This is a genomic window from Caldalkalibacillus salinus, assembly GCF_016745835.1.
GTDB classification, from domain to species: Bacteria; Bacillota; Bacilli; order Caldalkalibacillales; family JCM-10596; genus Caldalkalibacillus_A; species Caldalkalibacillus_A salinus.
On sequence record NZ_JAERVL010000021.1, the window covers coordinates 48,574 to 62,795 of the forward strand.

A 14,222-nucleotide genomic window follows, 5' to 3' on the forward strand; every position below is an offset into this window, starting at 1 on the left:
GCGTCATCTTTCTCCAACTTCTTCCACTGGTACTTCTATCGTTTCGGTAATCTCCTGGATGATATCTTCTGCTGTTCCGTGTAACTGCGCATCTAAAGTGAGCATTAGTCGATGCGTCCCTACAAGTGGGAACATCGCCTTAACGTCATCCGGTGTCACAAAAGCCCGCTGGCTGACATACGCTTTAGCCTGCGCGGTTCTCATCAATGCCAGTGTCCCTCTTGGACTTATCCCTACTTCTACTTTCGGATGTTCTCTTGTTTTTCTCACCAGTGATAGCATGTATTTAGACACACTTTCATCAATGTAGACACTCATGGCTTCTTTTTGCATATGCATGATATTGTCCGCTTCTGTGATCGCTTCAATACGCTCCAAAGGATTCGTTTCTTTGAATCTTTGCATCACTTCATACTCTTCAGCAAACGTCGGATAGCCAAGCCGAATTTTCATTAGAAAGCGGTCTAGCTGTGCCTCCGGTAGGGGGAATGTCCCTTGTGACTCAACCGGGTTCTGAGTGGCAATCACAAAAAATGGGGATGGTAATGTCACCGTTTGTCCATCGATGGTCACCTGCCGCTCTTCCATACCTTCTAGAAGACTCGACTGTGTCCGAGGCGTTGTACGATTGATCTCATCCGCAAGCAGAATGTTCGTATAGATTGGACCTAGGCGCAACTCAAATTGTTGTTCTTTAGGATCAAAGAAATGGATACCTGTCACGTCTGAAGGGAGCACATCCGGTGTAAACTGGATACGTTTAAACTCACCATTGACTGTTTTGGCCAACGTTTTAGCTAATACTGTTTTACCCGTCCCTGGAACATCTTCAAGCAATACGTGACCATTGGCAATCATGGCGATGATTAATTGTTCAATCACTTCTCCTTTTCCGATGATCACGTTTTCAATATTATTTTTTATTGCTATAAGTGATTGTTGTTGGGTTGTTAAGGCCACTATGGGTCTCTCCTCTCTGGAACAAATGCATGTTGAACTACGCCCGTGAGTTGACAACATATTTTGACACCTTGTGATATATGTTAATTTCTATCATTCACTTCCAATTCCTCTCTATTTCTCTTGTGTCGCCAAGAAAAAGATGACATAAGACAAAAACTCCTGGTACCATTCACCAGGAGGAAAGTGACGTTATTCATTTTCCTTTGAGTAGCTGAGAGGTAAGCGAACAAAAAAGGTGCTCCCCTTACCGAAAGTGCTTTCAAAGGTTAAAGCACCGTTATGTTTGTGGATAATTTCTTTGCATATGTGTAGCCCTATACCATACCCGTGTATATGTTCATGTTCCGGACTGTAGACGCGAAAGAAGCGTTCAAAAATTCTCTTTTGTTGATCGTTTGGGATACCGATTCCTTCGTCACGAACAGACAAAGTCATATACCCGTCTTCGGATCGTAATTGTATAAAAACGTCTGGGGCATCGGGTGAGTATTTTATTGCGTTGGAAAGCAGGTTGGAAATGACGCGTTTGACCTGTTTGATATCTATGTAAACTGGAAGGTCCTCTTCTAAGCTAAAAAAATGCAAATGATGAAAGTCCGTCGGTATCATAAACTCTTCTATGGCTTCCTGTATCACCTGAGTGAAATTCGCCTTTTGAAAATTCATTTGAAATTTGCCTTGATCAATTTTGAATATGGAAACGAGTTCATTCGTCAACTGGTCTAACCGTATGGCTTCATCATAAATGACCTTAAAAAAAGTCTTATCCCGCTCAATTTCACTCATTATAAAAGATGTCGGTTGAAAAAACCATTTACGATTACGTTCTTTATAGCGTTCCAATACTAGCTGAATAAAGCCTTTGATCGCTGTTAATGGCGTCCGAAGCTCATGAGCAGCAATTTGAATAAAATCTTTTCGATGCTGATGCTCGTCTGGAATGGGGTCCTCAGGTCGAAGGGTATGCATGACATACGTGACCTCTTCCCCTTTCACAGGTAACTCTTGTGCTTGAACAGTCCAGGGTTGTTCTTGAAGGACAAAGCGTTTAAAGGACTCTTTTTCTCCCATAAGAATTTGATCAAAGCATTCGTTTAACTCCTGTTGAAAACTATGAAAAATGGCTTTTTCCGCTTCTTCGTTGGTCACTTTTTTAATTTCCTCTATGAACTCTTCATACTTCCGATTAGAAAAAACCATCCTCCGCTCTTGGTCAAGGATACATACGGCCTGAGGAAAGGAAGCCAAAGCACGATACATCAAATCATGTTTCTCTTCTATCCCATTCGTTGGCAAGACCATATATGATCCCTCCTTTCTCTGCTACTCTCCACTCACTTTCCTCAAGAATGCATACGAACGCTTTCAAACTCTTGAATAAAATAAAAAAGTCAGCCAAAAGCTGACTGACCAACACTTTTGGCAGCGAGAAACCGTCCACTCTTTATTAAATATGTAGCCCATGCTTGTCTCATGGTGCTTACACCTGTCGCTTTTTATGGATGAGGATTGTTGGTTGTTACACGTTATTATTTGCTAAGCTTTCAAATTTTCTAATTTTAGTATACTATTTTGCAAAATGTGCCACAAGTAGAAATAGAAAAATAAACACAAAGCCCTACCATAAATTGGACGGGCTTGGTTTCTCGTATGCTGTTGTTTCACCTTAGAATTCAATGAGACCGAGGCTAATTTGCAACGCATCGTCTACTTTGGACATCATTGTTTCATCTAAGTGGGTAATTTTATCCGTTAAGCGTTGTTTATCTATGGTTCTGATTTGTTCTAGGAGAATAACAGAGTCCCGATCAAAGTCATAATCCTCTGCGTTAATCTCCACATGAGTAGGCAATTTTGCTTTTTGGATCTGTGCGGTAATGGCTGCGACGATGACTGTAGGACTAAAACGATTGCCGATATCGTTTTGTATCACTAAGACAGGACGTACGCCACCTTGTTCAGATCCTACAACAGGTGAGAGGTCCGCAAAATAAACATCGCCACGCTTGACAATCAAAACTTTACACCCCGCTAACTAAGCGGTCTACGGTGTGTTCAGCCTCTTCTTCAGCTAGGAATGCTTCAGAAGCCATGTTTAGATTAATGCTGGCCATTTCCATGTAGCCTTTTTTCATGCTTTCACGGATATATCTCTTTTTGCGTTCTCTCAAGTAAAGCTTCATGGCTTGACGAATGAGCTCGCTGCGATTTGAGTTTTCTTTTTCCACTACGCCGTCCACCTCTTGCAACAGATGTTGCGGGATACTGATCATGATTCTCTTTGTGTTCGTATTGGACACAATCCACGCACCTCCAACAATCACCATAAACACCGATATTCTCATTTCATGATTCCATCTAATATAATACCATTATGTCGATGAAAACACAAAATTATACTTTCTAACCTTATTTTCGTCATATTTGACGAAATTCCTGCCAGTTAGATTTGGGAATCCTTGTTAACTTATGATGAGACACGTTCTGTAAGCAACTTTATAGATTCTAACACGCTGAGGTCTGGAAACGCAAGAAACGAATCTTATTTGTACACACGAGGGACTCGTTCACCAATCATGCACGGTATTTCATAATTGATGGTTCCAAGTATGTGAGCAAGGTCATCTGCTGTGATGGCTTGATCCTGTTGCCGTCCAATGAGCGTCACAATTTCAGATCTTGGTAAACGAGTGTGTAGCCTGACGACGCTTGAATCCATACAGATCCTGCCGATAATGGGATGTTTTTGTCCTCTAATGAGAACCTGCGCCTGATTAGACAGATTGCGACTATAGCCATCTGCGTATCCTATCGGGATCACGCCAACCCACTCTGGTTTCTCAGTCATGTAAGTTTTTCCATAACTGACACCCGTTGATGGTGCTAACTGTTTCACCTGACTCAACCTCGTGTGTAGAGAGAAGGAAGGGGTTAGTGTAAAAGGAAACACGGTTTTCATATGTTCGGAAGGATAAAGTCCATACATACTTATGCCTACCCGAACCATATTAGTCTCTAAATCATCAAATTCTCTTACTGTCCCCGCACTGTTTGCGGCGTGATAGTATTTGATAGGGACTTTTTGTTGCTTTAAGAAGACCTGTATACGTTTAAATCTTAAGACCTGTGCTTGTGTATAGGTGGTATCCTCCTCGTCGGCAGTGGCTAGGTGTGTGTATAAACCTTCCCATAGCAAGTGAGATGAAGACCGTAAACGTGTTTGGTATAAATGAACAGCTTGTTCAATCTCACCATGGGTGTTGATTCCAAACCGACTCATGCCTGTATCAACCTTAAAGTGGAATCCTAATGCGGGTAATTGTGGTTCAACTTGGGTGCTAAGCTCAACAAGGTGCTCAACGTCCACTGCGGTAAGTGATATCCTCTTCTCCTGTGCGAGAGACGCATACTCAGGAGGTGTATAACCGAGCACAAGCATAGGCGCTTGTACACCTGCGTCACGTAATTCTAGTGCTTCTTCAAGTAAGGCTACTGCGAGCCAGCTAGCCCCAGCTTGAAGTGCACTTTGAGCCACACGGACTGCACCGTGTCCATAACCGTTAGCTTTGACGACGGCCATGATTTCCTTTTCTGCCGGGAGGTGTGTTCGAAAGGCGCGAATATTTTTTTTGATTGCTTGTAGATCTATTTCTGCCCATGTTTGTCTAATCATGTCTCTAGTCCCCATGTCTTTCTCACTCTTCCTGTCAAACATTAGTGTCTGCTTCTACAATTGATGATAAAAAATGAATGATTTCAATGTGCTTACAAAGAGGAAGTGAAAAAAGAAGAATAGGACGCTATTCTCCTCCTTTCACTCAACACAACATGCTTTCATTGCTTTTGTTGTCCACTGTCTTCTACATTATTTAATAGTGACATTAGTTGATAGCGAAGTAAGGTGTTCTGTGTTCTGTATTTGTGTTCTGTGTTTTAATCCAATGGATGACCTTCTCTCGTTATTTGCTAGACTGACCCACAAACGATTGAGCCACTCTCACCATCTCTTCTTGAGGCATATCGCTACTGCTAAGCGTAAAGTCCACACCTTCATATGTCCATTGTAAACTGTTATCAGTCATAACACCAATCCCAAACCCGAGATCGACTGGATCTCCATTGGGCATATGAACTTTCTTGGCTTGTGGTCGTTCCTGGATGACATTAAAATGATAATCCCCCGCGTAACGCAACACGACGCGTGGGTCACCATCTTCGGTGGTCACCTCTTGTTCCTCCACGAGATCAACTTGACCGGGTTCGTAAGTGGGATAGTATGTGCCAAAGCTGCCTTGAGCGGCTTCTTGACCCTCGGCCATTGCTGGTAGAGAGTCGAGTAGTGCCCCTTGCATGTTACGCTCCATATCAAACGCATCGTTTTCAAAGGCGTAATCAAACTCAACATTCGTAAAGTCTACTACGACTAATTCATTAAAATCTGCGTCCATCACTTCTACTTTTACAGGCTTTAAATCTTTGCTTAACGTAATTCTTTGATGGGCAAGCGTGCGGTTCTGGTAATTCGCCGCCACTTCAAACACGTAATCTCCACCTTCAGTTGAGAACTTACGGTTTGAATCCGAAACGATGTCCTTCACCAACGACTCGAATAAGTAAACCTGCCCCTGGTTTTCAGGCCATCCACTTTGGAAGCGGAAACTCTTATTCAGATGAGGTGTTAAAACGAATACACCGTCATCATTCCGCAAAATGATCTGGGTCATCTCTCTGGCTTTGTTTGTGAGACCAATGCGGTAATAATGTGGCTCTTGGTGCCATACCTCTACAAGATACTCCTGAGGTTCTTCCCCCGTCTGGAGGGCAAGTTCTGCTTCAGCCTTATAACTTTCCATGTTGTTCAGCAGATCTGAAAGATCTCCGACAACATCTTCTTCACCTTTTCCACCACAAGCGGACAAGAGAAGGGCGAGTATTAAGACTGAGGACAATAGAAGGAACCCCTTTTTCATAGCATCATCCCCTTCACTAAGTTTCACGATAAATATGTATGTCCAAGCAAAGGGAGATATGCAGACTAGCATGACATGCCTTGAATATTTTTTTATCCTTCTATTATCACTTGGGCTATGGCTAGCTCTTTACTATGGGAAATGGAGACGTGGCACCGTACTGAATCACCATCCTCAACGTTTAACGAACGCAAAATGTGTGCTGATACCGTTAGCTGTGGCTTACCATTACGATCAGCTAAGACCGATATATCTTGAAAGCCCATTCGTTTCCCAATTCCTGTGCCGAATGCTTTGGCACACGCTTCTTTGGCAGCAAAACGACCTGCCAAAAACTCAACTTGCCGCTTAGAAGATGGATACTGCTTGTACACTTCCTGTTCAGACGATGTTAAAACACGCTCGATAAACCGTTTATTATTTAACACGGCGTACTCAATTCTGTTTATTTCTATCATATCAATGCCTGTTCCGATAATCATGCCATCACATTCTTTCTCATACTATGTTAATATTATAAAAGATACTGACCGCAAAAGCGAGGTGCCGACTGTGTTTGTTAGATATGAAAGCTTTGGGCAATTCATTCGATTATATCCTGTTGTTACCTTTATTGTCGCGCTTAACACCTTACTATTTTTACCATCCCTGCTTGCGCCTACATTTTACTATTTCTACATATATGGCCTTGGGGTAGGCTCAAATGAAGCTCTGGCTGCCGGACAATGGTGGCGTTTGGTCACACCTATCTTTTTACATGGGGGCATCGGGCACTACGTCTTTAATACCTTCGCCTTGATCATTTTTGGTCCGGCTTTAGAGCGAATGGTGGGTCCGTATAAGTTTTTTTTAGCTTACCTTACTGCCGGTATCGCCGGTAACTTAGGAACGTATTTCTTTCAAGTGAGCAGTCATTTTTATCTTGGGGCTTCTGGTGCGATCTACGGTTTGCTAGGGATCTACTTTTATATGCGGTTTTTCCGTAAAGATCTGATTGACCCGCAGTCCGCGCAGATCGTCACGACTTTTTTGATCATAGGGGCAATTTATACCCTCATTGTCCCAAGGGTTAGTATATTGGGTCACTTGTTCGGGTTTGTCGGAGGAACTGTGGTTGCTCCCTTATTGTTCACTGGTATGAGGAAATATTTTACCACTCTTAGCTCAAACCAGCGTTCATCTCATGACAACGATGTGGTGAGCTTCGACCCCCAACGCTGGGAAAAGAAAAGAAAATTGAAAAAGAAATTGAGGGTGACATTTGGTGTCATTTTAGGTATATTGGTGATAATAGGTCTTTTGTCTCGATTTACTTAGTAAGGGAAATGTAAAATTTTGTCGTTTTGTTCCCTTGCGCGAGTAAAGCGCTTACATTGGTGATACAGATATAGCTACGTGTAATTTGTATCACTTATTTCTTTGTCAAATTATCTGACTTTTTGTAGAAATCTAACAGCTTATATGCTATGATTAGCACTTGTATAGGTACTTTAGTTATACCTTTTGTTTTATTTACTATTATTGGGCGTCAATTCTTTTATTTTAACTTCCTATTCAGAATTTTGGCACTTATTATTATCATTCTTATCTTGTAATAATGATTATTAACAACAAACCTAGGTGGTGGTTCAGGCGTGTCAGCTCTATTAGAAGTCAAAGATTTACAAACATGCTTCGTGAATAAAAAACAAAGGCTTGCAGCTGTTGATGGTGTAGATTTAAGTATTCATAAGGGAGAAACTGTGGCCTTGGTTGGAGAGTCTGGTTGCGGTAAAAGCATGACTTCCCTATCGATCATGAGGCTTGTGCCATCTCCAGGTGGAGAAATATCTGAAGGTGAGGTCGTGTTCGATGGCACTAACTTATTATCGCTCACTGAAGACGAAATGTGCCGTGTTCGGGGCAATAGTATCTCAATGATTTTCCAAGAACCCATGACCTCTCTTAACCCGGTCTTGACGATTGGCAGACAATTAATTGAAACGGTTATTTTTCACCAAAAATTAAATAAAGCCGATGCAAAAGAGCGTGCTATTAACCTGCTTGAAATGGTCGGATTCTCACGTGCGGAAGAGATTATCAAAGAGTATCCTCACCGCCTATCGGGTGGTATGAGACAAAGGGTCATGATCGCAATGGCGATGAGCTGTAATCCTAAATTATTGATAGCAGACGAGCCTACCACGGCGCTTGACGTGACGATCCAAGCTCAGATACTAGAGTTAATGAGAGAGTTAACTGAAAAATTCGATACGTCTATTCTATTAATCACGCATGACCTTGGTGTTGTTTCTGAATTGGCCGAAAGGGTCGTTGTCATGTATGCTGGTCAGGTTGTTGAAGAAGCGATTGTAGACGATCTATTCAATGAACCGTTACACCCTTATACAAGCGGTTTACTAGATTCGGTGCCGGTTATTGAGGGTGACATTGAGCGTTTATATTCAATTAAAGGTAATGTGCCTGCCCTAGATGAAATGCCCAGTGGTTGCCGCTTTGCCCCACGTTGTCATAAAGCTTTTGACCGCTGTTTCAACGAAGCACCGCAAGTTCAACAGGTAGGACCATCCAGACGTGTGCGTTGTTTCTTATACGAAGGCGAGGAGGGGTAAAGCATGGAAGTGAAAATCAGAGGGAACGATATAGAACAGTCTCTCAGTGTAGAGGACAATGAACTATCACAAAACTCGCAACAGTCTGATCAGGATCATGAAGATAACGTGTTATTAAAGGTAGAGAATTTAAAGAAGTATTTTCCGATCAAATCAGGTGTTCTGCAAAAAACGGTGGGGCATGTTAAGGCGGTAGACGGTTTAACCTTCAGTGTCAAAAAAGGAGAAACGATCGGTATCGTTGGTGAATCCGGTTGTGGTAAGTCAACGGCTGGGCGTACACTCATCCGATTATATGAACCCACAGAAGGCAACATTATTTTTAAAGGTCAAGACATCTCTCATCTACCTGAGCACACGCTTAGAAAAAGCGTCAGAAGAGATATACAGATGGTCTTTCAAGACCCATACGCATCATTAAACCCTAGGAAGACGCTAAAAGAAACACTCGCGGCACCTTATAAGGTTCACAGACTTGCAAATGAGAAGGACCGGCATGAGCGTGTAGCTTCCCTACTTGAAACAGTTGGGCTTAACCCTTCATTTATCAACCGTTACCCGCATGAGTTTTCGGGTGGACAGCGGCAAAGAATTGGGATTGCACGCGCGCTAGCTCTACAACCAGATCTCATTATTGCCGATGAACCTGTTTCTGCTTTGGACGTCTCTATCCAGGCACAGATTATAAACCTCATGGAGGATTTACAAGAAGAGTTTGACCTCACTTACATCTTTATTTCTCACGATCTCAGCGTGGTACGCCATATCAGTGATCGTGTGGCCGTGATGTACTTGGGTAACATGATGGAGCTTGCTGAAAAGGATGATCTGTACGCTGAACCGTTACACCCTTATACGCAAGCCTTGCTTTCATCAGTACCAATACCTCGCAAAGCAAATATCAAGAAACGGGAACGTATCATTTTGCAAGGGGACTTGCCAAGTCCTTCTGACCCACCTGAGGGCTGTGTTTTCCATACGAGATGTCCTGCTGTAAAGGACGTTTGTAAGCAAAAGGTTCCTCAATTCCAAGAAGTTAAGGATGGACACTTCGTTGCCTGTCATCTCTATGAGTAAGGTGAGTTTCTCGTTTTTGGTCTTTCTCTTTTTATTCTCTCATACATTCTAGCAAAGGGGTGATGCCGTAGAATCATGGACATATAAGTGTTGTTTAATGTCGTACAAGTTATCAACATAAACCTTATGAGGAGGGGTCAATTTGAGTCAAAAGAAAACACTTATTTTATTTCTGGGTTTAATGATGGTATTCTCTTTGTTCCTTGCAGCTTGTGGACAAGAGACCGAAACGGGCACAGAGCCTGAAGAAAATGATGAAGGTTCTGGTGAGGAAGCTGCAACTGGTGAACCACAAACTGGTGGAGATCTTGTATGGGGACAGACCGGATCTCCTACTTTATTTAATCCGTATTACTCGGAGGACACTGTAAGCTCTGCTGTAGAAAATCTTATTTATGACTCATTACTTCAATCGGACCCGAACTTTGAGCCAGAACCACGCATGGCAGAAGATTGGAATGTTAGTGATGACGGTTTGGTGTATACTTTCAACCTAAAAGAGGGCATTACATGGCATGACGGTGAGCCCTTGACGGCGGATGATGTCGTATTTAGCTATAGTATTCCTCTACATGAAGATTATGATGGTCCAAGAGCGTCAACATTTGAAAGAATCGATAAAATTGAGGCCCTTGATGACCATACTGTTCAAATTACGCTTTCGGAGCCTGACGCAAAGTTCATTTGGGTCGGTGGTTATCATATCTTACCCGAGCATATCCTCGGTGACGTGCCAATTGCTGACATAGCTGATCACGATTTTAACACTAAAAAACCTATTGGTACTGGACCGTTTGTTTTTGAGGAATGGCAAGATGGTCAACATGTCAAAATGTCTGCAAATGAAGATTACTATCAAGGGCGTCCTTACCTTGACACTGTGACTTTTAAGATTGTTCCTGACGCCAACAACATGCTCGTACAGCTTCAAGGTGGCGATGTTAACTATTGGAGTAAAATACCTGAGGGAGACGTCAGAACTGTTAAAAAATTGGAGGACCAAGGTCAATTAAAAACGTCAACGACAACATCCTTGTCCTACACTTACCTAGGATATAATTTACGTAATGAATTATTCCAGGATCCAAATGTTAGAAAAGCGATGACACACGCTATTAATCGGGAAGAGTTAGTGGAAGTCATCTTAGACGGACAAGGAGAAGTGGCTCACGCACCTTCAAGTCCACTCAGCTGGGCTTTCAACCCAGATACTATACAGTATGATTTTGATCCAGAAAAAGCGAAAGAGCTCCTTGCTGAAGCGGGATGGGAGCCTGGTGAAGACGGCATTCTAGAGAAAGATGGAAAACGTTTTTCATTTGAGTTAAAAACAAACCAAGGAAATAAAACTCGGGAAGAATCTGCTGTCGTTATCCAAGAATACTTAAGCGAAGTGGGAATCGAAGTAAAGACCCGTGTGATGGAGTGGAGTGCCTTCATTAATGATGTTCAAGCGCCTAACTGGAATTTTGAAGCGATCATCCTTGGTTGGGCCTTAGGTACTGATCCAGATCCTACTGGCATTTGGCATTCAAAAGAGATAGAGAATGGATTAAATTTCGTCGCTTATGAGAATGATGAGTTAGACGAATTGATGGACGAACAAATTGTAGAGATGGATTTTGAAACACGCCAACAAATGATTTGGGATATCTTTGGTAAAATTGCTGAAGACCAACCGTATACTTTCTTATTCTATCCAACAGAAACGGCGGCCATGCCAACCAACCTACACGATCATACTCATCACCCACGTAACAGAGAATATAATGTTCACGAGTGGTGGCTTGAACAATAAGTCAATGTTAAGGGGAAGGGAATCCCTTCCCCTCTTTCTTAATAAAATGAGATTACTCATTGGTCCATAGACATTATCCATCTTAATAAATGTATAAATTGCTTAATGTTCTGGATATACTGCTGTCCACGGTAAAGGAGGATTAAGACCAGCATGACAACTTATATCATTCGCCGACTCATAATGACGATTCCCATCCTGCTTGGCATCACAATATTGACTTTCGCTATCATGCATTTAGCACCTGGTGATCCAACAAGTCTCATGATAGACCCTTCGATTAGTCCAGAAGATCGAGAAAAGATGATCGAAAATTTAGGCCTAAATGATCCTGTTCATATCCAGTATGCAAAGTGGCTAGGTCGCATGGTCCAAGGCGATTTTGGCACCTCTTTTATTCGCAAGGGTACATCTGTTAGTGAGATGATCATGAACCGGCTGCCTAACACATTGATACTGATGACTGCATCTACTATACTGGCGATTATTGTTGCTATTCCTTTTGGTGTGGTATCAGCTACGAGACAATATACGAAGCTTGATTACTCAGTAACAGTTGCATCATTTCTTGGACTTGCTACACCCAACTTCTGGATAGGGTTAATATTACTGATGCTATTTGCACTCAAGATTCCGATATTTCCAACGGGCGGCGCGGAAACGTTAAATGCCGAATTTAGCATACTCGATCGTCTGCATCACTTAATTTTACCAGCTTTTGTACTAGCGACAGCTGATATGGCTGGGTTAACGCGGTATACACGTTCAAGCATGCTCGAGGTTGTTAAACAAGATTATATGCGCACGGCTCGAGCTAAAGGCTTTAAAGAATGGACTGTTATTTATCAACACGGGTTAAGAAACGCACTTATACCAGTCATTACGATCTTTGGCTTAATGCTTCCGACATTCTTTGGTGGCTCTGTCGTTGTAGAGATGATTTTTAACTGGCCCGGAATCGGTAAGCTCTTTATCGACTCTGTGTTCCAACGGGATTATCCGGTGATTATGGCCATTACGGTTATCTCAGCAACAATGGTCGTCATTGGAAATCTTATTGCTGATATCTGCTATGCTATCGTTGATCCTAGAATTGAGTACTAAGGGGGGCAAAGAACATGCCAAATGAAGATTTACAACCAGCACAGCACTTGGAGCCAGATCCAATAAAAACGCAAAAATCATCAAAAAAGGCCGATACACTGTTAAAAATCGTCTATGAGAAATTTATTAAAAATAAGTTGGCAGTGTTTGGGCTCATCACTCTCATACTGATTATTTTGGCGGCTATATTTGCCCCTCAGTTAGCCACTCATGATCCGAATAATCAAGTACTCACTGATCGTTTAGAGGCGCCCTATATCGTGGATAAAATACAAAACCCGGATGCTGAAACTCATAGTGAGTATTGGCTAGGAACGGATAACTTGGGACGAGACCTTTATAGTCGTCTCTTATATGGGGCAAGAATCTCTCTGATGGTCGGTTTTGCGGCTGCGTTCGGGGCTATTACCATCGGGACCGTTATCGGAGCTCTCGCCGGTTATTACGGGGGAAAAGTGGACGCATTCTTAATGAGGCTCGTCGATGTTATTATTTCTTTCCCTAACATCTTTTTATTGATTACCTTGGTCAGTATCTTTGACCCTGGTATTGACAAACTAATACTGGTGTTTGCCTTACTCGGTTGGACGGGTACAGCAAGGATTGTACGTGGGGAGTTCCTCACCTTACGAACGAGGGAGTTCGTCTTGGCCGCTCGAACAATGGGCATGAGAAGCAGTGCTATCATTTTCTCTCATATCCTACCTAACGCTATGGGGCCCATCATCGTGGCAGCTACCCTACAGGTCGGCGGTATTATCTTAGCAGAGTCCACTTTGAGTTTCTTAGGATTAGGCGTTAACCCTCCTACAGCCACTTGGGGGAATTTGTTACAAGGGGCTCAAAACTTCACGATTATGCTAGAAGCTTGGTGGTATCCTCTATTGCCTGGTCTTATGATTCTGATTACCGTACTATGCCTAAACTTTGTTGGGGATGGCTTGCGGGACGCTTTAGATCCAAAAACATTAAAGTAATCTTTCATTCTCCACAACGCCAAGCATATCTTGGCGTTATTTTTTTATTTTTGTACATTATTTTTGCAAGTGCTTTTATCGCAACGGCGGATGAGTTGAATGCTGGGAAATGTTATAAGAAGCATCATGCCTTTTTGCTCCATAGCGTGTACTAGCGCATATGGAGATACACACGAAGATTCTCGTGCATCTCGTGTAACTTGTCTGTGTGATCTGTCGTAATGATATATTGATCACCCTCAACACGGGAATCGTAATCGTGGTACCCACGTTCATGAAGAAAATCATCAATCACACTCACATCTTCGTTTTGAGTTAAGAGCATTTTATTCCCTACGTGATGCCCATTAAGATAGACTTCATAAATGTCATGGCTGCTTTTGAAGTCTTGGTCCGCATCAACGTCAATAAAAGGGAATAACGCACTTTCACTCATGTTTGAAAAAAAACCAAAAAAATGTTTATCTGTCATTGTACCCCTCCTTTGACTGAAATGTTCGGCATACCTAAGGTTAAATTTATTCTGTACCGATTGTTAAAGATTATGTTAGTCTCAAGCCATTTCTAATGATTTCCTCCCATTAAAAAAAGACCTACTGCTCAAGATGCAGTAAGCCTTTCTGTCTCAATTTTTTGCTCTGATCCTCATGCAACATTTATTCCAAACATTCCATCCTAGCTGTCAGATACCCCGGATATGTTAAAGATGTTTTTACCCATG

At 42.2% G+C, this 14,222-nt stretch carries 14 protein-coding genes; 6 read left to right on the forward strand and 8 right to left on the reverse strand.

Annotated features, from left to right (window positions below):
• Nucleotides 1–3: 3 nt before the first annotated feature.
• The 7 genes from JKM87_RS13095 to acpS all read right to left on the reverse strand — a co-directional run bounded on the left by JKM87_RS13095 (nt 4) and on the right by acpS (nt 6,415).
• Nucleotides 4–960 carry an AAA family ATPase gene (locus JKM87_RS13095; protein WP_336885179.1) on the reverse strand — a complete coding sequence of 319 codons (957 nt, stop codon included), beginning with the start codon at nt 958–960 and terminating at the stop codon, nt 4–6.
• A gap of 192 nt (nt 961–1,152) precedes the next feature.
• Nucleotides 1,153–2,265 (reverse strand): sensor histidine kinase, encoded by a 1,113-nt coding sequence (locus JKM87_RS13100; RefSeq protein WP_202080817.1) that lies wholly within the window; start codon nt 2,263–2,265, stop codon nt 1,153–1,155.
• Between the two features lie 364 nt (nt 2,266–2,629).
• Entirely contained in the window at nt 2,630–2,980 is a 351-nt protein-coding gene (locus JKM87_RS13105) for a type II toxin-antitoxin system PemK/MazF family toxin (protein ID WP_202080818.1), read from the reverse strand.
• A gap of 4 nt (nt 2,981–2,984) precedes the next feature.
• Nucleotides 2,985–3,308: a CopG family ribbon-helix-helix protein gene (locus JKM87_RS13110; RefSeq protein ID WP_236838820.1), complete on the reverse strand. Its 324-nt coding sequence runs from the start codon at nt 3,306–3,308 to the stop codon at nt 2,985–2,987.
• A 197-nt stretch (nt 3,309–3,505) separates the two neighbouring features.
• Nucleotides 3,506–4,636 carry an alanine racemase gene (gene alr, locus JKM87_RS13115; protein ID WP_202080819.1) on the reverse strand — a complete coding sequence of 377 codons (1,131 nt, stop codon included), beginning with the start codon at nt 4,634–4,636 and terminating at the stop codon, nt 3,506–3,508.
• A 286-nt stretch (nt 4,637–4,922) separates the two neighbouring features.
• Nucleotides 4,923–5,933, reverse strand: a complete 1,011-nt coding sequence (locus JKM87_RS13120) for a LolA family protein (protein ID WP_202080820.1) — start codon at nt 5,931–5,933, stop codon at nt 4,923–4,925.
• A gap of 92 nt (nt 5,934–6,025) precedes the next feature.
• The gene (acpS, locus tag JKM87_RS13125; protein WP_202080821.1) at nt 6,026–6,415 is read right to left on the reverse strand and encodes a holo-ACP synthase; all 390 of its coding nucleotides are present in this window, start codon (nt 6,413–6,415) and stop codon (nt 6,026–6,028) included.
• Nucleotides 6,416–6,476: 61 nt separating this feature from the next.
• On the opposite strand from acpS, the gene JKM87_RS13130 reads away from it, so the two are divergent.
• The 6 genes from JKM87_RS13130 (at nt 6,477) to opp4C (ending at nt 13,501) form a co-directional block, all read left to right on the forward strand.
• Entirely contained in the window at nt 6,477–7,250 is a 774-nt protein-coding gene (locus JKM87_RS13130; RefSeq protein WP_336885180.1) for a rhomboid family intramembrane serine protease, read from the forward strand.
• A gap of 317 nt (nt 7,251–7,567) precedes the next feature.
• On the forward strand, nt 7,568–8,545 hold the full coding sequence (locus JKM87_RS13135; RefSeq protein WP_202080822.1) for an oligopeptide/dipeptide ABC transporter ATP-binding protein: 978 nt from the start codon (nt 7,568–7,570) through the stop codon (nt 8,543–8,545).
• Nucleotides 8,546–8,548: 3 nt separating this feature from the next.
• Entirely contained in the window at nt 8,549–9,622 is a 1,074-nt protein-coding gene (locus JKM87_RS13140) for an ABC transporter ATP-binding protein (RefSeq protein ID WP_202080823.1), read from the forward strand.
• Nucleotides 9,623–9,764: 142 nt separating this feature from the next.
• Nucleotides 9,765–11,420 (forward strand): peptide-binding protein, encoded by a 1,656-nt coding sequence (locus tag JKM87_RS13145; RefSeq protein WP_202080824.1) that lies wholly within the window; start codon nt 9,765–9,767, stop codon nt 11,418–11,420.
• Between the two features lie 153 nt (nt 11,421–11,573).
• The gene (locus JKM87_RS13150; protein ID WP_202080825.1) at nt 11,574–12,524 is read left to right on the forward strand and encodes an ABC transporter permease; all 951 of its coding nucleotides are present in this window, start codon (nt 11,574–11,576) and stop codon (nt 12,522–12,524) included.
• 14 nt (nt 12,525–12,538) lie between these two features.
• Nucleotides 12,539–13,501, forward strand: coding sequence for an oligopeptide ABC transporter permease (gene opp4C, locus JKM87_RS13155; RefSeq protein ID WP_202080826.1), 963 nt, complete (start codon nt 12,539–12,541; stop codon nt 13,499–13,501).
• Nucleotides 13,502–13,652: 151 nt separating this feature from the next.
• Here opp4C and JKM87_RS13160 read toward each other — a convergent pair whose 3' ends face one another.
• Nucleotides 13,653–13,973, reverse strand: coding sequence for a hypothetical protein (locus JKM87_RS13160; protein ID WP_202080827.1), 321 nt, complete (start codon nt 13,971–13,973; stop codon nt 13,653–13,655).
• Between the last annotated feature and the right edge of the window lie 249 nt (nt 13,974–14,222).